The following is a 20544-nucleotide window of genomic DNA, read 5'->3' as shown; positions in this document are numbered from 1 at the left end:
ACCTCGTCAGGCGGGCGTCACCGGCTGGGCTGCGGAACCTTGCAGGCCACCCATGGGTTCAGGCCGGCGTAGTTGAGCGGTCCGGAGATGATCGTGACGCCGATGGTGGCGAACCTGCCGCAGCTCGCGTCGAAGTGGGAGTAGTAGTGGCGCTGTCCCGCGGCGAGCCCGCCGATGACCAACCAGGCCACGATCAGGGGCGGTCCGGCTCGCATCAACCACCTCCGCTGAGCGGTCACCGACCTGGGACTGGGCGGCGAATCACGACAAGATCGCCCATTAGTTAAGCAACTCCGACCAGCACTGTCACCCATAACGGCCGATGGGTCGGGAATCGCTCGCCCGTTCAGGCGGCGCGCGATGGGGTGTCCACCAGCGCGCGGATCTGGACGGCGATCTCGTTCCCCACGGGTTCGGGGACCTCGTGGCCGACGCCGGGCAGGACGATCGGACGCGCGCCGGCGATGCGTGCCGCCGTCTCGCGTGCCTGGTCAATGCCGCCGTCGCAGAACCTCATCCACTCCTCACGCAGGCACTGGCCGGTCAGGCGGAACCCCTGATCGAGATCCAAGGGTCCGGGTGATTCCTCCCCGTACGGCGGCGCCGCGCCGTAGTCTTTCGGTGACAGGCGGGTACCCACGGACCCCGGTCGGGTGAGACGAGTGTCGGTACGGATCGGTGCGCTGGTCGCGGGGCGCTACCGGGTCGAGCGCCAGATCGGCTCGGGCGGGATGGGCGCCGTCTGGCTCGCCCGTGACGAGCGTCTCGGCCGTCCGGTGGCGCTCAAGCGTGCGCACCCCGCCGCCGACGAACGCCGGCTCCGGGAGCTCTCCCGCGAGGCCCGCATCGCCGGGGGCATCGACCACCCGCGCGTCGTGACCCTCTATGACCTCATCACCGAGGACGCCGCGACCTGGCTGGTGATGGAGTACGTCCCCGCACGGGACCTCGCCGACGTCATCGCCTCCGACGGGGTCCTCGCCCCGGAGGCGGTCGCACGGATCGGCCGGCAGCTCGCCGACGCGCTCGCCGCCGTGCACGCTCGCGGCATCGTCCACGGCGACGTGAAACCGGGCAACGTCCTGATCACCGAGTCCGGCGACGCCAAGCTCACCGACTTCGGGGTCTCCCGCGCGGTCTGGGCCGACGAGACGGTCAGCGACAGCGGCCTGTTCCGCGGCACCCCGGCGTACGTCGCCCCGGAGGTCGCCCGCGGCGCGAAGCCCCTGCCCGCGGCCGACGTGTTCTCGCTGGGCGCCACGCTGTTCGCCGCCGCGGAGGGCGACTCGCCGCTCGGCAACGGCGTGGGCCCGCTGACCGCCGTCTGGCGCTCGGCGTCCGGCCACGTCGCCGCGCCCAGCGCGCCGGGCGCGCTCGGCGCCGCCCTGTCGGCGATGCTGCGCCTGGAGCCGGACGACCGGCCGGACGCCGCCGAGGCGTGCCGCCTGCTCGAACTCGGCGACGACGTCCCGGCGGCACGGCGCCCGCGCCGGCTTCGGAGCGTCCCCGTCGCCGCGGCCGTGGCGGCGATCGTCGTGGTCTCCGTCGCGACGGTGATGATCGTCCAGGCGGGCCGTTCCTCCGAGGACGAGCCGGCGCGGTCGGCGAGCCCTCCGGCGTCGGCGGTCGGCGATCCGCGCACCGCCGAACCCTGCGCGTTAGCGGACCCGGCGTCCCTGCGGCGGTTCGGCGGCACCGAGCTGTCCACCGACTACGGCAACTTCAACCGCTGCGACGTGCTGATCAAGCGGGGCGACGACGACCTCGCCGACGTCAAGATCGAGCTGGAGAACGGCCCCGCGCCCGAGCCGGGCGCGGGCGACCGGGTCGAGCGGCGTGGCACGGTCGGCATCATCCGCGGACCGCTCGCCGACGGCGAGTGCGGCCAGGAGCTGAGTCTCGCCGACGGGCACGTCGTCGCGGTCACCGCGCAGCGCACGGGCCGCGGCGCGATCGACCTGTGCGCGGCGGCGACGGCCGCCACCGACCACGCGGCGGCGGTGCTGGTCCGGGGTGTCATGCCACGGCGCGCCCGGCCTCTGCCGTCCGCGTCGCTGGGCCGCCAGGACGCCTGCGCGCTGCTCACCTCCGCCGCCCTGTCACGCGTCGGCGCCGGCCGCGCCACGCCGGGCTTCGGCCGCTGGGACTGCCGCTGGAGGGGCACGGGTGGCACCGGCGTCCAGCTGCGCTTCGACCACAACGGCCCGCTGAGCTCGGACGACGGGACGCCGGTGCGTCTCGCGGGCCACGCCGCCTTCGTTCAGGCCGGCGGCGACGGCCACGGCACGTGCCTGGCCCGGGTGGTGCACCGCACGTACACCGACACCGGCGGGCACACCACCGCGGAGATCGTCTTCCTCGTGGTGTCCGGATCGCGGCCCGAGAGCCGGCTCTGCGCCGACGCCAAGGCCCTCGCGTCGGCGGCCGCCGCCCGGCTGCCGAAGACGTGAACGGAGCCGGGATGCCCACCACCCCCACGACGACGGGAGGACACCGGTGAGTCCGCTTCGAAGCATGGACGGCGGCAGGAGGCTGCCGGAGAGTCACGGCAGCCTGGCCCGCGGCGTCCCGCCGTCGGCGCCCGGCACCATCTTCACCCTGACCCTCGCCGGCGGCATCGCGCTCGGCTCGGGCGAGGGCCGTGAGGTGATCTTCGGTCGCAACCGGCCCGACGTGCACGTCTGCCTCGGCGAGGACGACCTGCGGGTGAGCCGACGGCACGGCAGCCTGGTGTACCGCGACCGGCGATGGTGGCTGCACAACACCGGGCGGCTGCCGATCCGGCTGCCCGGCGCGCGCCTGCTGTTCGAGAACGAGGAGCCGGTGCCGCTGGCGGAGGGTTACACGCCGATGTTCGTCCGCGGGTCGAACGAGCGCGAGCACCTGCTCGAGGTGTTCGTCGCCGGCGCCGACGGGCGGCGGCCCGCTCCCCGCCACGAGGATGTCACCCGGCCGCCGAAGATGTGGGCGCTCGACGAGGACGAACGCCTCGCGCTGATCGTCCTCGGCCAGCGGTACCTGCTGCACGAGCCGCGCCCGCAGCCCCTGCCCTGGCACGTGGCGGCCGTCCAGCTCGCCGAGCTACGGCCCGACGCCGGCTGGACCCGTAAGAAGGTCGAGCACCTCGTCGTCGGCGTCCGCAACCGGCTGTCCGCCGGCGGCGTCGCGGGCCTGACCCGCGCCGAGATCGGCGAGCCGGTCGGCAACGCCCTCAACCACAACCTGCTGCACGAGCTGCTGCTGTCCACCACGCTCGTGCCGCCGGACCTCGCCGTCCTGGACGAGCCGCCCGTCAGGGCCGGAGAACGGCCTTGATGACGCCGTCGGCGCGCCGGTCGAACGCCCGGTAGAGCGCCGGCGCCTCCTCGACCGGCCCGTGATGGGTGACGACCACGCCCGGATGGGCCCGGCCGGACAGGATCAGGTCGCGGAGCAGCACGGTGTAGCGCCGGTCGTGGGTGCGGCCGAACCGCACCGACACGCCCTTGGCGAACAGCGTGGCCCACGGCACCGTGAGCCGGCCGTCGGTGTGTCCGCGAGGGGCGGGGGACAGGTCCTTCTCGGCGTACACGCCGATGATGCCCAGGTGCCCGGCCGGGTTCACCAGGCGGGCCAGGTCGCCGACCACCTGAGTGGGGTTCTCCTCGCCGGGCCGCAGGCGGTCGTCGGCCTGGAAACCGACCGCGTCGATGCCGGCGTCCACCCCGGTCATCGGCTCCTCGCCGGGCGGCAACCCGGAGGCGCGGCGCAGGTCGCGGATCTGCTCGACCGGGTCGCCCTCGTGGAAGTCGACGGGCGTGGCGCCGATCTCGGCCGCCTTGTCCAGCCGTTCGGGCACATGGTCGACGACGTAGACCTCCTCGGCGCCCTTGAGCAGCGCGCTGTACGCCGAGAGCAGCCCGACGGCGCCCGCGCCGAAGACCGCCACGGTCGCGCCCGCCGACACCGACGCCAGCTCGGTCGCGTGCCAGCCGGTCACGAAGGCGTCGGGCAGCATCGCGAAGTCGTCCTCGAACACGTCGTCCGGCTCGCCGGGCACCGGAACACAGTTGGCGTCCGCGAACGGAACGCGCAGCAGCTCGGCCTGAGCGCCCCGGTAACAGCCCATCCCCGCGTACCCGTACGCGGCGCCGAACCCGCCGGAACGCACGCGCAGGCAGGCCGCGGACAGGCCACGCGCGCAGTTGACGCACACCCCGCAGTAGAGGTGGGTCGGGATCACCACCCGGTCCCCGCGCTCGACCATCCGCACGGCGTCGCCCACGCTCTCGACCACGCCGAGCGGCTCGTGGCCGAGGATCATGCCGGGCTCGGCGCCCGTGCGCCCGTCGTACATGTGCAGGTCGGTGCCGCAGATCGCGCTGGAGGTCACCCGGACCACGACGTCGGACGGCTCCTCGATCCGGGCGTCCGGCACCTCCTCCGCCGAGACCGTACGGGTGCCCCCGAAGACGACCGCCCTCACCAGCTCTTCCCCATGCCCTACTCCGTACCCGCGGCCGGGGCAGGCCAGGCGGGGCGGCTCCGTGCCTATTCGGCGAGGCGGCCGGCACGGCCGATGAGGTAGTGCCGTTCGGGGAGGCTCATCGTCAGCCGGGCGGCCGTGCGGTAGTGCTCCGCCGCCGCCGCGCGGTCGCCGCGCATCTCCAGCAGGTGGGCCCGGGTCGCGTGCAGCCGGTGGTGGCCGGTGAGACGGCCGTCGGACTCCAGCGCGTCGAGCAGCGCGAGCCCGGCCGCCGGGCCGTGGGCCATGGCCGCGGCGACGGCGCGGTTGAGCGTGACCATCGGGTTGTCCGACATGTGTTCGAGCAGCCCGTACAGGGCGAGGATCTGCGGCCAGTCGGTCTCCTCCACGGCGGCGGCCTCGTCGTGGACCGCGTTGATCGCGGCCTGGAGCTGGTACGGGCCGACGGCACCTCTCGACAGGGTCGCGGTGATGAGCGCGACGCCCTCCGCGATGGCCGCGCCGTCCCACCGGCTCCGGTCCTGCTCGGCGAGCGGCACCAGTTCGCCGGACGGGCCGGTACGCGCCGGCCGCCGTGCCTCGATCAGCAGCATCAACGCCAGCAGCCCGGCCACCTCGGCGTCGTCGGGCAGGAGCGCGTGCACCGCCCTGGCCAGCCGGATCGCCTCCCGGGACAGTTCGACGCGGTGCAGGCCGGCCCCGGTCGTCCCGGTGTAGCCCTCGTTGAAGATGAGGTAGAGGACGTGCAGCACCGACCGCAGCCGGCCCGGCCATTCCTCCGCCGACGGCATGCGGAACGGGACGCCGGAGGCCCTGATGCGCTGCTTGGCCCGGCTGATCCGCTGGGCCATGGTCGCCTCGGGCACCAGGAACGCCGCCGCGATCTCGGCGGTCGTCAGCCCGCCGACGGACCGCAAGGTGAGCGCGATGGCCGACGCCGAGGACAGCGACGGGTGGCAGGCCAGGAACAGCACGGTGAGGGTGTCGTCGCGGTCCGCCTCGTACTCCTCGTCGGCGGCCGGCGCCGCCCGGCGGTCGTCCGGCGTCCGCCGGGCCACCAGGTCCTCGCGGCGCCGCCGCGCCTGCTCCCCGCGTACCCGCTCGATCATGCGGCGGGCCGCGACCTGGATCAGCCAGCCCCGCGGGTTGGCGGGCACGCCGTCGGCCGGCCACTGCGTCGCCGCGGCCAGCAGCGCCTCCTGCACCGCGTCCTCGGCGGCCTCGAAGTCACCGAAGCGCCGGGAGAGCACGCCGATGACCTGCGGCGCCAGCGTCCGCAGCAGGTCATCGGCGCCCGTCTCCAGCGGTCACAGCTCCTCGGTCGGAGCCGCCATCACCTGGCGGACCTCGATCGGCATGTTCAGCGGACGGCCGCCCGGGCCGGGTGCGGCCGACACGGCGGCTGCGAGTTCGATGACACGCTCGGGCGTCTCGCAGTCGACGATCCACCAGCCGGCGAGGAACTCCTTGGTCTCCGGGAACGGCCCGTCGCTGACCACCGGCCGGCCGCCGTCGCCGGCGCGTACGATCTTGGCCTGGTCGGGCATGGCCAGGCCCTGCCCGTCGACGAACTCGCCGGACCTGACGAGCTCCTCGTTGGTGTGCCGCATGAAGTCCAGGTGCGCCGAGACCTCCTCCGCCGACCAGGTGTCGATGCTCGGAAAATCGGCCTGCGCCGCGCTGAACTGCATCAACATCATGTACTTCACGGTCTTGTCCTTCCCGCTGCCGCGCCGCCTCCCGGCGCTCTCACCCACAGGTAGAAGCCGGCTGCGGTTTCTCGACATCCTGGCAAGAAATGGCTTCAGGCGTTGGCCTGGGCCGGCAGGGGGTCTTCTCCGGAGAAGGTGCCGGTGCGGCGGATGACGTGCCAGCGGAGCCGGTCGCCCAGGATCGCGGTCGCCAGGGACTGGATGACGACGAGGTACATCAGCTGGCGGTAGACGACCTGCTGGAGCGGGAGTACCCAGAGGGTGCGGAGGCGCTCACCGTCGAGGCGCAGCGCGTACATGGAGGCCACCGCCTGGGCGCCCGCGAACGCCGGCCACGACGCCGCCACGGTGAGAGGGTCGAGGAAGATCAGGCCGTAGCAGGCGAAGATGTCGACGACGGGCGCGAAGAGCGGGAGCACGACCTGGAAGATCGTCAGGTACGGCAGGCAGCGGCGGCCGAACCGGCCCGAGCGGCCGCCTTCGACGAGCGACCGCTTGTGCTTCCACATCGACTGGAGAGTGCCGTAGCACCAGCGGTACCGCTGTCGCCACAGTTGCCGGAGTGAGGACGGCGCCTCGGTCCAGGCGATGGCGGTCTCCTCGTACACCACCCGCCAGCCGGCGCGGCAGATCGCCATGGTCAGGTCGGTGTCCTCGGCGAGGGTGTCGGTGCTCAGGCCACCGGCCGCGGCGAGGGCGCGACGCCGGAAGGCGCCGATCGCCCCGGGCACGGTGGGCATGCATTCGAGGACGTCGAACATGCGGCGGTCGAGGTTGAAGCCGATGACGTACTCGATGTGCTGCCAGCGGCCGATGAGCCCCTTCCGGTTGGCCACCTTCGTGTTGCCGCTCACCGCTCCGACCGCGGGGTCGGCGAGCTGCCCGACGAGCCTGCCGATCGTGTCGGGCTGGAAGACGGTGTCGCCGTCCACGAGGACGAGGATGTCGTACCGGGCACGGGCGATGCCGGTGTTGAGCGCGGCCGGCTTGCCGCCGTTGGGCCGGCGCACCAGCTCGACGTGGGCGAACTCCTGGGCGAGCCGGTGGCCGATGAGCGCGGTGTCGTCCGTCGAGCCGTCGTCAACGACGATCACTTCGATCGGCGCCGGGTAGTCGGTCCGCACGAGCGACCGCACGGTGGCGGCGAGACCGGCCTGCTCGTTGTAGGCGGGAACGATCACTGAGACCGGTGGCGGTGTCGTGCCGGCGGCCAGCCAGGGCCTGGCACGGCGCCGCCGCTCGCGCCGGATGCGCCGGACGTGCACGCGGGCGAAGATCTGCTGTGCCAGCAGCCGCAGGCCGGTGAGCACGGCGGTCACCGCGAACAGGGTGGCGAACGCGCCCGCCAGCCAACCGGCGGCGCGCTGACCGTCGACCAGGGCCGTGCCGGTCACCTTCGCGGTGGTCGAGGCGCTCACATCGGCGGCCGGCAGCCGCGTCGCCGCGCTGAGCGTGGTGAAGCGGTACCCCTTCGCGGACAGACCGGTCAAGAGCGTGTCCAGCGCCCGTACGGTCTGGGCGCGGTCGCCGCCGGCGTCGTGCATCATCACGACCGCGCCGGCCCCGTTCGCCGGCGTCGCGGCCTGGACGATGCGCGCGACGCCCGGCCGTCTCCAGTCGTCGGTGTCGCGGTCGGTGCTCACCACCAGGTAGCCCAGCCGCGCGGCCTCCCGCGCGGCGCGGTACTCCGGCGCGGACATCTCGGCGGTCAACGAGGAGTACGGCATGCGGAGCAGCCGCGTGTGGACGCCGGCCGCGCCGGCCAGGGCCCGCTGCGTCAGGCCGAGCTCCAGCCGGATCCGCCACGCCGGCGAACCGGCCATGTCGATGTGGGTGTAGGTGTGGGAGCCGATCTCGTTGCCCTCGCGGAGGGCCCGGCGGAGGAGGCCGGGGTGATCGGCGGCGCGCGCCCCGACGACGAAGAACGTGGCGTGGGCGCGGTGACGGCGCAGTACGTCGAGGATCCGCGGGGTCCAGCGGGGATCGGGTCCGTCGTCGAAGGTCAGTGCGATGGTGCGCGGAGGCATCCGGACGCTCTGGGGCCGTTCGCCGGACAGGTTGAGCACGGGTCCGCCGCCGGTCGCCGCCGCCGGTGCCGCGCCGCCGCCGGTGTGGTCGTGCTGGGGCGACTCTCCGACCGCGCCGTGGGCGTAGCCCTGCAGGAGCAGCCCGGCGGCGAGGATGAATCCGCCGAGGAGGAGAAGGATCCAGTGTCCGCGTGGATCGCGGCGCCGGTTCGCCATCAGGGCTTCCTGGGGTTCGGGCTCTTCGTACGGCCGTACGCGCGGCCCTGCCCGGGTTGAGTCGTCGACGTCGCGGCCGGTGCGGTGGTCCGCGTCGTGGTCGCGGCGCTCCTCGGCGGCTGCGCGCGCCGGGTCCGCGCGGTGGCGCTCGGCGTGGGCCTGGCCGCCGGCCGCGGGGTGTCCGGCCGAGCCGTCATGCCGTCATGACGGGGAAGCGCGGCACGGTGTGAGGGCTTGGGAGCGGGCCATGGAGCCATGGGAGCGTCGGCCCCGCTGACCAGCCCGAAGGCGACGACCGCGAGGTAGGCGGCGAGCAGACACCCGACGGCGATTCCGGCATTGCGAACAAGCCGCCGGCGCCTGCCCGTCCGGTCGACGAAGACCGGCTCCGGCTCCTGAGTCGCGGCAGGCGCGTTCTGTCCCATTTAGTCCCGATCTTCACACTTATCCCAATGTCAACACCACCTCAGCGCCACAGCGCCCCGTGGTGTTACAGCCCGAGGGCCGGATCCGACCGGTTCGTCGCCCGCGCCTGGGAAGGACTTCACCCCCCGTTCACGCCTCGCGTCTACGGTGGGCGGCAGTGCGGTCACAGGGAGGTAAGCCCTGATGGGTCACTGGTCTTTCCTGGTCCTGGTCGTGGTCATCGCGGCCCTGGCCTTCGACTTCACCAACGGGTTCCACGACACCGCCAACGCGATGGCGACCTCGGTCGCGACCGGCGCGCTGCCGCCCCGGGTCGCCGTGGCGATCTCCGGAGCGCTCAACCTGGTCGGTGCGTTCCTGTCCACCGAGGTGGCCAAGACGATCTCGGGTGGCATCGTCGACGACACGCTCGTCACCCCCTGGATGATCTTCGCCGGACTGGTGGGAGCGATCGTGTGGAACCTGCTGACCTGGCTGTTCGGTCTGCCGTCGAGTTCGTCCCACGCGCTGTTCGGCGGGCTGATCGGAGCGGTCTGGGTCGGCGCCGGCGTGAAGGGCGTCCACTTCACCGAGGTCACCGAGAAGATCCTCATCCCCGCCGTCGCCTCGCCGGTCGTCGCCGGCGTCGTGGCGATGGTCGCGACCTACCTGGCGTACGTGATCACGCGCCGGGGACGTGAGCGGGAGGTCACGCGCGGGTTCCGGTTCGGGCAGGTGGCCTCCGCGTCGCTGGTCTCGCTGGCGCACGGGACCAACGACGCGCAGAAGACGATGGGCGTCATCACCCTCACGCTGATCTCGGCCGGCATCCTCTCGCACGGCTCCGGCCCGCCGTGGTGGGTGGTCCTGCTCGCGGGCACGGCCATCGCGCTCGGCACGTACGCGGGCGGCTGGCGGATCATCCGGACGATGGGCAACGGACTGGCCGACATCCAGTCACCGCAGGGGTTCGCGGCCGAGACCGCCTCGACGACGGTGATCCTGGCCTCGTCCCACCTGGGCTTCGCGCTGTCCACCACACAGGTGTGCTCCGGCGGCATCCTCGGCGCCGGCATCGGCCGGCGGCTCGCCGAGGTGCGCTGGGGCGTGGCCGGGCGGATGGCGCTGGCGTGGGTCTTCACGCTTCCGGCCGCCGCCGTGGTCGGCGGCGTCTCGGCGGCCGTGGCCAAGCAGGGCACGGCCGGGATCGTGGTGATCTGCCTGGCCGCCGTGGCCGTCGCCGTCGCGATCTACACGATCTCGCGGCGCGACCCGGTCACCGCGGGCAACGTCAACGACCAGCCGACCGCGCCGGTCGTACCGGCGACGACCGCCGCCTGAGGGGGACCGGATGGACGTCAAGTGGAGCGCGCTCGGCGAGGTCGCGCTGGTCAGCCTCGGCGTGGGCGTCGCGATCGTGGTGATCTTCGCGGTCGGCGTGCTCGCCGCATCGGTGCGGCCGCGGGCCGCCGAGACGGACGCCCCGGCGGGCGCCGGCGCCCTCGGCACGGTCGCCGCCGGTCTGTGCTTCCTCGCCTGCGCCGCCATCGCGGCGTACGGGATCTACCTGATCGTGCCCCAGTTCCACTGACCCGAGGCCCTAGTCCAGATACGGCCCGAGCAGGGACAGGTCGGCGGGGGACAGGCGGTCCTGCGCGGTCGCGACCTGGTGCCAGTACGGGTAGATCAGCGGCAGCTCGCTGACCTTGTCGAGCCGGGCGCGTTCGTCCTCGGTGAGCGTCAGGTCCACGGCGGCGAGGTTGTCGGCGAGCTGCTCGCCGGTACGCGCGCCGATGACCAGTGACGTCACGGCGGGGCGGCCGAGCAGGTACGCCAGCGTGACCTGCGCGGCGGAGACGCCGTGCCCCTCGGCGATGTCGACGAGCACGTCGACCGTGTCGTACAGCTTGTCCTCGTCGCGGACCGGCGGCTCGTTCCAGTCGGTGAGCTGCCGCGATCCCTCCGGCGCCGTACGGCCACGCCGGTACTTGCCCGACATCAGGCCGCCGGCGAGAGGGCTCCACACGAGCACGCCCAGCCCCTGGTCGATCGCGGCGGGGATCAGCTCGTACTCCGCCTCGCGCGCCTGCGGCGAGTAGAAGATCTGCTGGCTGACGAACCGCTGGTAGCCCAGGCGGTCGGCGGTGCCGAGCGCCTTCATCAGCTGCCAGCCGGTGTAGTTGGACGCGCCGACGTACCGGACCTTGCCGGAGGTGACCAGCGAGTCCAGCGCCTCCAGGGTCTCCTCCAGCGGGGTGACGCCGTCCCACTCGTGCACCTGGTACAGGTCGATGTGGTCCGTGCCGAGCCGCCGCAGGCTGGCCTCGCAGCCGGACACGATGTGGTGACGGGACAGGCCCGCGTCGTTGGGGCCGGGTCCCATCGGCATCCGGACCTTGGTGGCGAGCAGCACGTCGTCCCGGCGTCCCTTGACCGCCTCGCCGACGATCTCCTCCGAACGGCCGGTCGAGTACACGTCGGCGGTGTCGATCATGTTGACACCGGCCTCGAGGCACATGTCGACCTGTCGCCGCGCCTCGTCGACGTCCGTGTCACCCACGTTGGCGAAGTTCCCCTGGCCGCCGAAGGTCATCGTGCCCATGGTGAGCACCGACACCTTCAGGCCTGAACGTCCCAACTGTCGATATTCCACGTGTTTGATCCTAGACACGGGCCTTCCGGCCCTTCGTGGGGCCGGACGCCGTCTGGCATCGTGGGGGCGTAACCGAGCGCCGAGGGGATCTCATGATCTTCATAACCGCGAAGTTCCGGGTCCGGCCCGAGGACGCCGAGCGATGGCCGGAGATCGCCCGCGAATTCACCGAGGCGACCCGCGCCGAGCCCGGCTGCCTGTGGTTCGACTGGTCCCGCAGCCTCGACGACCCGAACGAGTACGTCCTCGTCGAGGCGTTCCGTGACGGCGAGGCGGGCGCGGCTCACGTCCAGTCCGACCACTTCAAGGCCGCGCAGCGGACCCTGCCGCCGCACCTGGCCGAGACCCCGCGCATCGTGAACGCCACGGTGCCGCAGGACGACTGGTCCGAGCTGGGGGAGATGGCCCTCCCGAAGTGACCCACGGTCCGCGGCGCCGGACGTTATCGGAACGCCCCGTCCGGTTGGCTAGGGTGAGAGCCGTGACGGGCCGTTCGTCTCCCTCCCTGCGCTCCGACGCCCGGGACAACCGCGAGCGCATCCTCGCCGTGGCCGGCGCGACGTTCGCCGCCGAGGGCCTGGACGTGCCGATGCGCGAGATCGCACGCCGCGCCGAGGTCGGCCCGGCCACCCTTTACCGGCACTTCCCGACCAAGGCGGCGCTGGTCACCGAGGCCTTCACCGAACAGATGGCGACCTGCACCGCCGTCGTCGACGAGGGACTCGCCGACCCGGACCCGTGGCGCGGCTTCTGCCGAGTGATCGAGAAGGTCTGTGAGATGCACGCACGGGACCGGGGTTTCACCTCGGCGTTCCTCGCGGCCTTCCCGCACGCGGTCGACTTCGCCGCGGACCGGGAGCGGACACTGGGCAAGGTCGCCGAGCTCGCCCGCCGGGCCAAGGCGGCCGGCCGGCTGCGCCCGGACTTCGTCCTGGACGACCTGATCCTGGTGCTCATGGCCCACGGCGGCATCCGGGCCACCTCGCCGGCCGTCGCGGTGGCCGCGTCGCGGCGCTTCGCCGCGCTGCTGATCCAGGCCTTCCAGGCCGAGCCGGTCACCTCGCCGCTGCCCCCGGCGGTCCGGCTGCCGCCGACGGTGGTGGTGGTGGTGGGGTAGGCCGCCACCGGCTCTCAGCCGGGCAGGTGCCGGGTGAGGAAGGCGTTGGCGAACTTGCCGGCCGGGTCGAGGCGGCGCCGGAGCGCCTGGAAGTCGGGCAGGCGCGGATAGACCTCGCGTAGCGCCTCGGGCGCGGTGGTGAACAGCTTGCCCCAGTGCGGCCTGGGCTCGTACGGCGCGAGGCACTCCTCCAGGGCGGCGACCACCGGCAGCACACCCTCCATGTCCTTCACCCAGGTGAAGTGGATGCCGACCGAGTCGCGCCCGTACGCCGTGCTGAGCCACAGGTCGTCCGCCGCGATGGTGCGGATCTCGGAGATCTGCAGTACCGGGGCCACCCGGTCCCGGATCGCCGCCACCGCCCGCAGGGCCTCGACGGCACGCGCCCGGGGCACGAGGTACTCCGACTGGAGCTCGACCCCGCTGCTCGGAGTGAACTCCGGGCGGAAGTGCGGCAGCCGCGCGAACCAGGGCCCGGGCACACCGAGCTGCTCGGTGCAGGGCGCGGCGGAGATGCCCGGTACGGGGTGCCGGGGTTCGACCGCCGGCCGCGCCGCGAACCAGTCGCCGGGCAGACCTTCGTCCTGGTCGGCGCGGCGCTTGATCCATACCTGGTCGATCGCCGGGCCGCGCCAGCCTGTGAAGAGACTGACGCTGTACGCGCTGGAGAACACGTCGTCGAAGTGCTCTTCCAGCACCGTGAAGGGCAGCTCCTCGTAGACGTACTGCCGCATGTCGAAGGCGGGCACGATGTCGAGCGTCACCGCGACCACGACGCCGAGCGCGCCCAGCCCGACGACCGCGCCCTCGAACCCCTCGTCGCCGCGGCGCAGCGCGACCAGGTCGCCGTCGGCGGTGACGATCTCCAGCCCGGCCACGGCGGCGCTGAGGTTCCGGTTGCCGTCGCCGGAGCCGTGCGTGGCCGTGGCGATCGAACCGGCCACCGAGATGTGCGGCAGCGAGGCCAGGTTGCCCAGGGCGAACCCCGCCTCGTACAGCCGCCGGCCCACCTCCGCGTACCGCAGGCTCGCCCCGACCCGTACCGTACGGGCCGCGGCGTCGATCTCGAAGAGGTGGGGGAGGGCGTCCGGCGACAGCAGCACCCCGGAGGTGTCCGCGATGTCGTTGAAGGAGTGCCCGCTGCCGAGGGCGCGGACCGTGGAGCTTCTCGCCACCAGAGCCCGCAACTCGTCGAGAGAACCGGGCCGCGCCACGTGCTCCACCTGGAAGGTGACGCTCCCCGCCCAGTTGGTGAGTCCGCCGGACATCGACATCCCCGCCTTTCATTCGCTTCCAGGGCAAGGTATCGGTGAGCGGACGGCACGCCGCGGGCCCGTGCGGGTTCCATGCTTCGATCACGGCCGTGGGGGAAGCGGGCTCACATGGAGATACTCAACAAGCTGGAGACCGCCGAGGTCCTCGATCGTGTGGTGGAGCCGACGCAGAAGGTCGCGCGGCGGCTGCGGCCCGGGCCGGTGCGTGACGCTCTGCACGGCACCTGGCTGGGGCATCCGGTCCACCCGATGCTGGTCCAGGCGTCCGTGGGGGCCTGGCTGTCCGCCGGGGTGCTCGACCTGTGGCGCGGCGGCGACGACGGGGCCCGGCGGCTGGCCGCGTTCGGGCTGCTGGTCTCGGCGCCCGCCGTACTGGCCGGCACGGCCGACTGGTCCGAACAGCACGAGCAGCAGATGCGGGTCGGTGTCGTCCACGCGTTGGCGAACGGCACCGCGATCGGCCTGTACGGAGCGTCCCTGCTCGCTCGTACGCCCGCGCGCCGCCGGGCGCTGCGGTACGCGGGCCTCGGCGTGGCGAGCGTCGGTGCGCTGCTCGGCGGCCATCTGTCCTTCCACCAGGCCGGAGGGGCCAATCACGCCGAGTCGGTGCCGCATCTGGTGGAGCCCGGCTGGCATGAGCTGGGCAGGCTCGACGATCTCCCAGACGGGAGCCCGGTGCGCAGGATGCTCGGCGAGGTTCCGCTGCTGGTGGTGCGGCGGGGCGGTGACGTCGACGTGCTGGCCGACCAGTGCAGCCACCTGTCCGGGCCGCTGTCCGACGGCGAGGTGAACGACGGGTGCGTGACGTGCCCGTGGCACGGCAGCACGTTCCGGCTCTCCGACGGCTCGGTCGCCCGCGGCCCGGCCACCGCCCCGCAGCCGGTCTTCGAGACGGAGGTACGAGAGGGCGTACTGCACGTCCGCCTGCCTGGCGCGGGTTGATCGGCCCGGCCGCCGCAGCCGGGGGCGTACGTGAGGGGTTGCCGCGTGTCCGGCTGACCGGCTGCTGGAGCTTGGTCTGCGCGGCCGGTCAGCCCTCGGCCGACTGTTGCAGCTTGGCGTAGGCGAGCTGCAGCCAGTCCGCCACCGCGACCGCGGTGATCGTGGCGCCGGCGAACCGCGTCGTACGCGGGGCGAACACCATGCCCGCGGCGTACGCGGTCGCGACCCACTGGCCCATGCAGAACGGGCATGAGATGAGCTCGCCCACCGCGTGCCGCACGCCGGCGCCGCGGACCTCTTCCTTCAGCTCCGACGGGCCCGACACACCCTCGTAGCGGGTGAACGGCGCACGGAGCGGGCTGGTGACCGGGTCCTTGGCGAGGGTGCGCGAGACCCGGTGCGTGGTGATCGCCATCAGCACGACGTCCCGGAGACCGAGGTCGGGCGGCCGCCGTCCGGTCAACCGCGCCGCCACCGCGGCGCCGCCGGCGGTCAGGCCGTAGACGGCGAGCGTCGCCGCGTACGAACCGAGCGGGCGGTCCTCACCCTGGCTGTACTCACGCCGCTGGTCCCGGACGGCGTCGGTCACGGTGTTCATGATCCTCTCCTCTCGTGCTCCCGGCCCGCGCTACCCCAGAGACCCTGCCCCATGCCGGGCGTCCGATGCGGCTCCCCGGCGCGGACCCGCCGAAACCGTGAAGAGGACCTCCGCAGAGGCCGTCCGGGATCAGCCGCCCGCGCCCCAGGTGAACCGCCAGCCGGACGACGGGGGAGAGGCGTCCGGAGCGTCGGACATCGTGCACCAGCCGGGGCGGTTGCTGGAGCAGGTCATCCAGAGGGTGCCGCCGGGAGGGTGCTGGGCCGGCCGGTGCGGGGCGGGCCGGGGGCGCCGTGCGGTCGTGGGCGGACGGCCGTACAGGGCCATCGCGGCGGCGTTGGAGGAGTGCCGGGGACGGGGTTTCGCGGGCGGCGCGGCAGGGCTCTTGGGGCGGGGCGGCGGTGCGGCCGGCCGCTCGGTCGACGTGGGTGCCGCGATGAGGACCGCGACGAGGACGAGCAGCGCCGACACGAGGGCGCGTGCCCGTCCGGGGCGCGGGGGCCGTACGTCGTGGGTCACGACCGTAGGAGCCGTGACCACAGGCTGCGCCGACGCGGCCAGGACCGGAAGATCGTCCGGCTCGGCGTGCGCGGCGAGCCGGACGACGAGGTCGGCGGCTGACGGGCGGAGGGCCGGGTCCTCGGCGACCGCCGCTTCGACCAGGTCGCGGAGCGGCTGCCGGAGGGCGCTGGTGTCGACGGGCCGGAACCGGGCGGGCGCGCCGGCCGCGGTCTCCCGATAGGGGCTCTGGCCGGTGGCGGCGTACGCGACGAGGCAGCCCCAGCCGAAGATGTCGCACGCGGGGCCGGGCGTGCCGTCGGTGAGCAGCTCCGGCGCCAGCCATCCGGGGTTGTCGGCGACCGCGCCGATCTCGGCCGGATCGCCCGGGATGTGCTCGGCGACGCCGAAGTCGAGGATGCGCAGGCCGTTTTTGGTGAACAGCACGTTGCCGGGCGCCAGGTCGCCGTGCATGACCCCGGCGGCGTGCACGGCGGCGAGGGCCTGGGCGAGATCGGTGGCGAGCGCGGTGATCGGCGCGGGCGCCAGCGGACCCTTGGCGTCGATGATCCGCTCGAGCGAGGGACCGTCGAGGTGCTCGCTGACGACGTACGGCGGGGTGTGGTCCGTGCCGTCGTCGAGTAGCCGTACCGAGCAGGAGGAGGGCAGCCGCCGCGCGCACGCGACCTCGGCGCGCAGCCGCGCACGGACCGGTTCGGGCTCGGCGGCGGCGCCCGGATGGGCCGTCTTGACCGTCACGAGCCCGGAGCCACGCCCGTGCGCCACGTAGACGAGCCCGGCACCACCGGACCGGAGCCGCCCGGCCAGCCGGTGACCACCGATCGCGACCGGGTCCTCTGCCTGCAGCAACTGCGCGCCAGCGGGGAGAATGTCGTTCCGAAAAGCATGGAATAGCGCTGGTGTCTTCACATACGCCTCTTTCGACCGCATCGATCTCGGAGGTTTGGGGACTCTCGATGGTGCTACTCCCCGCAGTCATCCGCAAGCGGAACGTCGTCAAAGGTGCGAATGATTCGGGAGAGCGACGATCTTCCGGAAGAACCCGCGTGAGCGGATCTCGACCGGAGCGGCCGGGAGTCATCCACAGCCGAGACGCGCACCTTGTCCGAGCAGGCGCGCCCCCTGGACACTGAGATTGGGGTGAGCCCCCCGAGGCGGGCGGGGCGTGTCCGGAGGCGGGCGGGGCGTGTCCGGAGGCGGGCGGGGCATGTCCGGAGGTGCCCCTCAGCGAGACTCCGCCTCCGGCTGGCAGTGGGGGCACCACACGGTGGTGCGGCCGGCGACGCGGCCGCGTGACAGCCGCGTGCCGCAGCGGGGGCATGTCGGGTCCGGGTCCTCCCGGCGGCCGGTCAGCCACGTGCGGCGGCCGGGGACGCGGCCCGTCGGGATCGCTCCCCGCAGGACGCGGCGCATCGCGCGGTGGAGTGTGGCGAGTTCCTCCTCGCTCAGGTCGTCGCCGCTCCGGCGGGGATGGACGCCTGCTCGCCAGCAGATCTCGTCCGTCAGCAGGTTGCCCAGGCCGGCGAGGGCCGACTGGTCCATCAGCGTCGCCTTGACCCGGCGGCGGGTTCGCACGGCCGAAGCGAACTCCTCGCGGCCGACCGTCAGGGCGTCCGGGCCGAGTGGCGCGAGAAGGCGGTCGGCGTCCGGTCGGTCCGCGGCGAGCCAGATGCCGCGCAGTTTGCGCATGTCGCGGAAGCGGAGTTCGCCGTCGGGCAGGACGAAGGTCACCCGGTCGTGGGCGTGCGCCGGTGACGTGCCGTCGTCCCACACCATCGCGCCGGTCATGCCGAAGTGGAGCAGCAGCACCGGGTCGCCGGACAGGGGTACCGCCAGCCACTTGCCGTGGCGTTCGGGCTCGCCGAGGGAGAGTCCGATCAGCGTTCCGGCCAGTTTCTCCGGGTCGACGCCGCGCAGCACCTGCGGGTCGTCCACCCGCACAGAGGTGATCCGCCGGCCGGTGCCGTGGTCGGCGACGACGCGGCGGAAGCCCTCGACGTCCGGCAGTTCGGGCACGTCAACAGGAGTACCGGCGCCGGATCAGGCGGTCGTAGGTGATCGCGGCGACCGCGCCGTAGGCCAGGTGCGGCACCGCGTCGGAGATCCAGGACGAGGCCGGCCAGTCGCGCGGATCGGTCAGGCCCGCGGCGGCGGCGGGGGTGTCGCTGGCGAGGGCCGCCACGACTCCCAGGGCCACCGCGCTCGCCGCGACCTCGCCCACCGAGGATCGGGGGTCGCCGACCAGACCGTCCAGCAGGCCGTACGCGGCGCTCACCCCTACGCCGGTGGCGATGCCCAGCAGGCCCGCGAGCCCCTGCCGGCGGTTCTCGGCGGTCTCCTCGTCGCCGAGGTCCAGGCCGGCGGCGTCCGTGGCGCGGCCGGCCAGCTGCTCCGGTATGCCGCTGGCGCCCCGCCCGCGCACCGCCATGTCGACGTACGTGACGGCGTTCAGCGCCGTCGTACCGGCCGCCCCGGCCAGCAGCCCCGCGATCAGGTGGTCTTTCATCAGGAATCCCCCGTGGACGACGTTGTTCGCTTCCCTCCCCAGGTGCTACCCGGGCGCCGGGACTCGGTGTCACCGCTCCGCGGGCGACGGCACACGAGCGGCACGGCCGGCGAGATGCGGGGCGGCCGGGCGGCGGCCTTGGCCTGGAGGCGTTCGACGACGAGGTTCTCCAGCATCGGCGGGGTCAGCCGGACACCGAGGTGGTCGGCGCACGCGACCGCGAGGTTGAACTGCCGGTTCACCTCGGCGGCGTCCTCCGGAAACCGCGCCAGCAACCGGGAGCGAACGTCCTCCACCGACTCGGTTTCCTGCCGACGAGCCACCATGGCCACCACCTTTTCGCCGAGGAGACGCCGGTCGCGACACCGTCGACCGGCCGAGGATCCGCGCTACCCGCGAAAAAGCCGATCATTCCGATTTCGAGAAATTCACGTACGGCAACCATCGGCCGACCGTCCGCTCACCGGGTGTCGTCGTGCTCCTCCGCCTCGCGTACGCCCTCCTCGTCGGGCGGCAGTGCGTCGGGATGGCCCACATCCACTCCCGGCACCCCGGTACCACCCGCCTCGTCCTCCTGCCGGGACATGCCCTCCTCGTCCGGCGGGACGGTACGGCCGCGGGCGTCCGACCCCCGCGTCACCGGGGCGAACCGGCGGTCGTCGGTCGTTTCGGGTTCGTGGCCGAGCTCCTCTTTTTCGGTCATGCGCCCGCCCTACCCCCTCGCGCGCGTGTTGATTCAGCGGCGGCGGCGCCTGTGGTGAAAGGCCTGGTCACGGGCGCTTTCGTCGATCTAGGAGGGATTTCGGGACGCCCTGTTTGCCCCAGACGAGGCCGGGTAGCGCGAGCCATGTACCCGAACACGAAGAGTGGAGGTACACGATGAGTACCGTTACCGAAAGTGTGGACGTCAACGTACCGATCCATACCGTCTACAACCAGTGGACTCAGTTCGCGGAGTTCCCCGAGTTCATGGAGGGCGTCGAAGAGGTCAACCAGGTCACGGACACGATGACGCACTGGCGCGTCAAGATGGCCGGGGTGACCCGTGAGTTCGACGCGCAGATCACCGAGCAGATCCCCGACGAGCGGGTGGCCTGGCACTCCACCGAGGGGCCGGAGCACGCCGGCGTCGTCACGTTCCACCGTACGGGCCCGAACACGACGCGCGTCACCACGCAGATGGACGTCGACCCCGAGGGGTTCCTGGAGAACGTCGCGGACAAGGCGGGGCTGCTCAAGAGGCGGGCCAAGTCCGACCTCAAGCGGTTCAAGGAGTTCATCGAGAGCCGGGGCCGCGAGACCGGCGCCTGGCGGGGGAACGTCGATCGCCCGGAGCCCTGATCCACACCGGTAGGCGAGGCCGTCCCCGCAGCGGGACGGTCTGCCTTCCTCAACGAAGGGAACGCACCGATGAGGCCGTCCCCGCGCCGGCTGGCCGCCGCGGTGACGCACGGGCCCGGCGACGTACGGCGGACGCTGGGCGTGGAGACCGCCACCCGCCGGCTGCTGCTCGGCGGAGTCATGCCGCTCTGGCTCGGCGCGGGGCTGGCCGACTGGTACCGCCACCGGCAGACCCACATCGAGACGACCGCCGGTCCCCGTGAGTCGGCCATCCACCTGCTGATGATGACCGAGACCGGCGTCCCCGTGATGCTGGGACTGTTCTGCGAGGTCAACGCCGGAGTGCTGCTGGCCTCGGCCGGGGCGCTCGGCCTGCACGGCGCCACCGCCTACTGGGATCAGGCCTACGCCGAGGAACGCCGCAGGGTCACCCCGATCGAGCAGCACCTCCACAGCCTGCTCGAGGTCGTCCCGCTGATGGCGACCGGGTTCCTGACCGCGCTGCACTGGGACCAGGCGCGTGCCCTCGTCGGCGGCGACCGGCGTGCGCCGCGCTTCCGGCTGCGGCTCAAACGGCACGATCCGCTGTCCCGCTCCACCCGGACCGGGCTGATCGCCGCCCTGGTGCTCTTCGGCGCGCTGCCGTACGCCGAGGAGATGTGGCGGTGCCTGCGCGCCCGTCCGACGCTCCGGGCGCTTCCCGCGCCGTCCGAACCGGCCACTGAGGCCCTGCGCGAGCCCGACCAGGCTCCGGTCTGATCCGCGCACC

24 protein-coding genes are annotated in these 20544 nt (G+C 73.0%); 10 read left to right on the top strand and 14 right to left on the bottom strand.

All coding sequences use genetic code 11. The features are described from left to right. Positions 1-17: 17 nt before the first annotated feature. Together QSK37_RS17270 and QSK37_RS17265 are read right to left on the bottom strand one after the other, a co-directional pair. The gene (locus tag QSK37_RS17270; RefSeq protein WP_285567282.1) at positions 18-215 is read right to left on the bottom strand and encodes a hypothetical protein; all 198 of its coding nucleotides are present in this window, start codon (positions 213-215) and stop codon (positions 18-20) included. Between the two features lie 131 nt (positions 216-346). Next, on the bottom strand, positions 347-571 hold the full coding sequence (locus QSK37_RS17265) for a hypothetical protein (protein ID WP_285621880.1): 225 nt from the start codon (positions 569-571) through the stop codon (positions 347-349). A gap of 91 nt (positions 572-662) precedes the next feature. Between QSK37_RS17265 and QSK37_RS17260 the strand changes: the two genes are divergently transcribed. Together QSK37_RS17260 and QSK37_RS17255 are read left to right on the top strand one after the other, a co-directional pair. Further along, positions 663-2450: a serine/threonine-protein kinase gene (locus tag QSK37_RS17260; protein ID WP_285621877.1), complete on the top strand. Its 1788-nt coding sequence runs from the start codon at positions 663-665 to the stop codon at positions 2448-2450. A 46-nt stretch (positions 2451-2496) separates the two neighbouring features. Beyond that, positions 2497-3315, top strand: coding sequence for an FHA domain-containing protein (locus QSK37_RS17255; protein WP_285621874.1), 819 nt, complete (start codon positions 2497-2499; stop codon positions 3313-3315). On the opposite strand, the gene QSK37_RS17250 is transcribed toward QSK37_RS17255, so the two are convergent. From QSK37_RS17250 to QSK37_RS17235, 4 genes are all read right to left on the bottom strand, one after another. Then, entirely contained in the window at positions 3293-4465 is a 1173-nt protein-coding gene (locus QSK37_RS17250) for a glutathione-independent formaldehyde dehydrogenase (protein ID WP_285621871.1), read from the bottom strand. The genes QSK37_RS17255 and QSK37_RS17250 overlap by 23 nt on opposite strands. A gap of 65 nt (positions 4466-4530) precedes the next feature. After that, positions 4531-5715 carry an RNA polymerase sigma factor gene (locus QSK37_RS17245; RefSeq protein ID WP_432705569.1) on the bottom strand — a complete coding sequence of 395 codons (1185 nt, stop codon included), beginning with the start codon at positions 5713-5715 and terminating at the stop codon, positions 4531-4533. 57 nt (positions 5716-5772) lie between these two features. Then, the gene (locus QSK37_RS17240) at positions 5773-6165 is read right to left on the bottom strand and encodes a YciI family protein (RefSeq protein ID WP_285622035.1); all 393 of its coding nucleotides are present in this window, start codon (positions 6163-6165) and stop codon (positions 5773-5775) included. A 104-nt stretch (positions 6166-6269) separates the two neighbouring features. Then, entirely contained in the window at positions 6270-8420 is a 2151-nt protein-coding gene (locus QSK37_RS17235) for a bifunctional polysaccharide deacetylase/glycosyltransferase family 2 protein (RefSeq protein WP_285621868.1), read from the bottom strand. Between the two features lie 84 nt (positions 8421-8504). Here QSK37_RS17235 and QSK37_RS17230 point away from each other — a divergent pair, with 84 nt between their 5' ends. The 3 genes from QSK37_RS17230 (at position 8505) to QSK37_RS17220 (ending at position 10416) form a co-directional block, all read left to right on the top strand. After that, positions 8505-8627, top strand: coding sequence for a hypothetical protein (locus QSK37_RS17230; RefSeq protein WP_285621865.1), 123 nt, complete (start codon positions 8505-8507; stop codon positions 8625-8627). 402 nt (positions 8628-9029) lie between these two features. Continuing rightward, complete coding sequence (locus tag QSK37_RS17225) at positions 9030-10166, top strand: inorganic phosphate transporter (RefSeq protein WP_285621863.1); 1137 nt, start codon at positions 9030-9032, stop codon at positions 10164-10166. 10 nt (positions 10167-10176) lie between these two features. Further along, positions 10177-10416 carry a hypothetical protein gene (locus tag QSK37_RS17220; protein ID WP_285567294.1) on the top strand — a complete coding sequence of 80 codons (240 nt, stop codon included), beginning with the start codon at positions 10177-10179 and terminating at the stop codon, positions 10414-10416. A 9-nt stretch (positions 10417-10425) separates the two neighbouring features. Here the strand turns inward: QSK37_RS17220 and QSK37_RS17215 are convergent, their stop codons facing one another. Further along, the gene (locus tag QSK37_RS17215; RefSeq protein ID WP_285621861.1) at positions 10426-11478 is read right to left on the bottom strand and encodes an aldo/keto reductase; all 1053 of its coding nucleotides are present in this window, start codon (positions 11476-11478) and stop codon (positions 10426-10428) included. A gap of 92 nt (positions 11479-11570) precedes the next feature. Here QSK37_RS17215 and QSK37_RS17210 point away from each other — a divergent pair, with 92 nt between their 5' ends. Further along, positions 11571-11897, top strand: a complete 327-nt coding sequence (locus QSK37_RS17210) for a putative quinol monooxygenase (RefSeq protein ID WP_285621859.1) — start codon at positions 11571-11573, stop codon at positions 11895-11897. Positions 11898-11959: 62 nt separating this feature from the next. Next, positions 11960-12595 carry a TetR/AcrR family transcriptional regulator gene (locus QSK37_RS17205; RefSeq protein WP_285621857.1) on the top strand — a complete coding sequence of 212 codons (636 nt, stop codon included), beginning with the start codon at positions 11960-11962 and terminating at the stop codon, positions 12593-12595. A 14-nt stretch (positions 12596-12609) separates the two neighbouring features. On the opposite strand, the gene QSK37_RS17200 is transcribed toward QSK37_RS17205, so the two are convergent. Beyond that, positions 12610-13863, bottom strand: a complete 1254-nt coding sequence (locus QSK37_RS17200; protein ID WP_285621854.1) for a D-arabinono-1,4-lactone oxidase — start codon at positions 13861-13863, stop codon at positions 12610-12612. A gap of 114 nt (positions 13864-13977) precedes the next feature. On the opposite strand from QSK37_RS17200, the gene QSK37_RS17195 reads away from it, so the two are divergent. Continuing rightward, positions 13978-14811 carry a Rieske (2Fe-2S) protein gene (locus tag QSK37_RS17195; protein ID WP_285621852.1) on the top strand — a complete coding sequence of 278 codons (834 nt, stop codon included), beginning with the start codon at positions 13978-13980 and terminating at the stop codon, positions 14809-14811. Positions 14812-14899: 88 nt separating this feature from the next. On the opposite strand, the gene QSK37_RS17190 is transcribed toward QSK37_RS17195, so the two are convergent. The 6 genes from QSK37_RS17190 to QSK37_RS17165 all read right to left on the bottom strand — a co-directional run bounded on the left by QSK37_RS17190 (position 14900) and on the right by QSK37_RS17165 (position 19137). Then, positions 14900-15409, bottom strand: a complete 510-nt coding sequence (locus QSK37_RS17190) for a DUF1360 domain-containing protein (protein ID WP_285621849.1) — start codon at positions 15407-15409, stop codon at positions 14900-14902. A 129-nt stretch (positions 15410-15538) separates the two neighbouring features. Further along, positions 15539-16777, bottom strand: coding sequence for a protein kinase domain-containing protein (locus tag QSK37_RS17185; RefSeq protein ID WP_285621846.1), 1239 nt, complete (start codon positions 16775-16777; stop codon positions 15539-15541). A 375-nt stretch (positions 16778-17152) separates the two neighbouring features. Continuing rightward, a complete protein-coding gene (locus QSK37_RS17180; RefSeq protein WP_285621843.1) occupies positions 17153-17944 on the bottom strand; it encodes an Fpg/Nei family DNA glycosylase in 792 nt (263 codons plus the stop codon). Position 17945: 1 nt separating this feature from the next. After that, on the bottom strand, positions 17946-18434 hold the full coding sequence (locus tag QSK37_RS17175; RefSeq protein ID WP_285621841.1) for a hypothetical protein: 489 nt from the start codon (positions 18432-18434) through the stop codon (positions 17946-17948). Further along, positions 18434-18760: a hypothetical protein gene (locus QSK37_RS17170; RefSeq protein WP_285621839.1), complete on the bottom strand. Its 327-nt coding sequence runs from the start codon at positions 18758-18760 to the stop codon at positions 18434-18436. The genes QSK37_RS17175 and QSK37_RS17170 overlap by 1 nt, the downstream gene beginning before the upstream one ends. Before the next feature lie 134 nt (positions 18761-18894). Then, positions 18895-19137, bottom strand: a complete 243-nt coding sequence (locus tag QSK37_RS17165; RefSeq protein WP_285567314.1) for a hypothetical protein — start codon at positions 19135-19137, stop codon at positions 18895-18897. 176 nt (positions 19138-19313) lie between these two features. Between QSK37_RS17165 and QSK37_RS17160 the strand changes: the two genes are divergently transcribed. Together QSK37_RS17160 and QSK37_RS17155 are read left to right on the top strand one after the other, a co-directional pair. Continuing rightward, positions 19314-19775, top strand: coding sequence for an SRPBCC family protein (locus tag QSK37_RS17160; protein WP_285621835.1), 462 nt, complete (start codon positions 19314-19316; stop codon positions 19773-19775). Between the two features lie 69 nt (positions 19776-19844). After that, positions 19845-20534 carry a diguanylate cyclase gene (locus QSK37_RS17155; RefSeq protein ID WP_285621833.1) on the top strand — a complete coding sequence of 230 codons (690 nt, stop codon included), beginning with the start codon at positions 19845-19847 and terminating at the stop codon, positions 20532-20534. Positions 20535-20544 lie beyond the last annotated feature (10 nt).

The sequence above is a fragment of the Actinoallomurus iriomotensis genome, from assembly GCF_030269445.1.
Lineage (GTDB): Bacteria > Actinomycetota > Actinomycetes > Streptosporangiales > Streptosporangiaceae > Actinoallomurus > Actinoallomurus iriomotensis.
The sequence above is the reverse complement of the archived record's forward strand: the minus strand, read 5'-3'. Positions and strand labels throughout refer to the sequence as shown.

Bases quoted from the DNA above. Each gene is read 5' to 3' on its own strand.
- QSK37_RS17210 (WP_285621859.1), top strand. From the start codon at position 11,571: ATGATCTTCATAACCGCGAAGTTCCGGGTCCGGCCCGAGGACGCCGAG.
- QSK37_RS17175 (WP_285621841.1), bottom strand. From the start codon at position 18,434: ATGAAAGACCACCTGATCGCGGGGCTGCTGGCCGGGGCGGCCGGTACG.
- QSK37_RS17165 (WP_285567314.1), bottom strand. From the start codon at position 19,137: ATGACCGAAAAAGAGGAGCTCGGCCACGAACCCGAAACGACCGACGAC.
- QSK37_RS17200 (WP_285621854.1), bottom strand. From the start codon at position 13,863: ATGTCCGGCGGACTCACCAACTGGGCGGGGAGCGTCACCTTCCAGGTG.
- QSK37_RS17170 (WP_285621839.1), bottom strand. From the start codon at position 18,760: ATGGTGGCTCGTCGGCAGGAAACCGAGTCGGTGGAGGACGTTCGCTCC.
- QSK37_RS17195 (WP_285621852.1), top strand. From the start codon at position 13,978: ATGGAGATACTCAACAAGCTGGAGACCGCCGAGGTCCTCGATCGTGTG.
- QSK37_RS17240 (WP_285622035.1), bottom strand. From the start codon at position 6,165: ATGATGTTGATGCAGTTCAGCGCGGCGCAGGCCGATTTTCCGAGCATC.
- QSK37_RS17190 (WP_285621849.1), bottom strand. From the start codon at position 15,409: ATGAACACCGTGACCGACGCCGTCCGGGACCAGCGGCGTGAGTACAGC.
- QSK37_RS17225 (WP_285621863.1), top strand. From the start codon at position 9,030: ATGGGTCACTGGTCTTTCCTGGTCCTGGTCGTGGTCATCGCGGCCCTG.
- QSK37_RS17270 (WP_285567282.1), bottom strand. From the start codon at position 215: ATGCGAGCCGGACCGCCCCTGATCGTGGCCTGGTTGGTCATCGGCGGG.
- QSK37_RS17235 (WP_285621868.1), bottom strand. From the start codon at position 8,420: ATGGCGAACCGGCGCCGCGATCCACGCGGACACTGGATCCTTCTCCTC.
- QSK37_RS17220 (WP_285567294.1), top strand. From the start codon at position 10,177: ATGGACGTCAAGTGGAGCGCGCTCGGCGAGGTCGCGCTGGTCAGCCTC.
- QSK37_RS17160 (WP_285621835.1), top strand. From the start codon at position 19,314: ATGAGTACCGTTACCGAAAGTGTGGACGTCAACGTACCGATCCATACC.
- QSK37_RS17155 (WP_285621833.1), top strand. From the start codon at position 19,845: ATGAGGCCGTCCCCGCGCCGGCTGGCCGCCGCGGTGACGCACGGGCCC.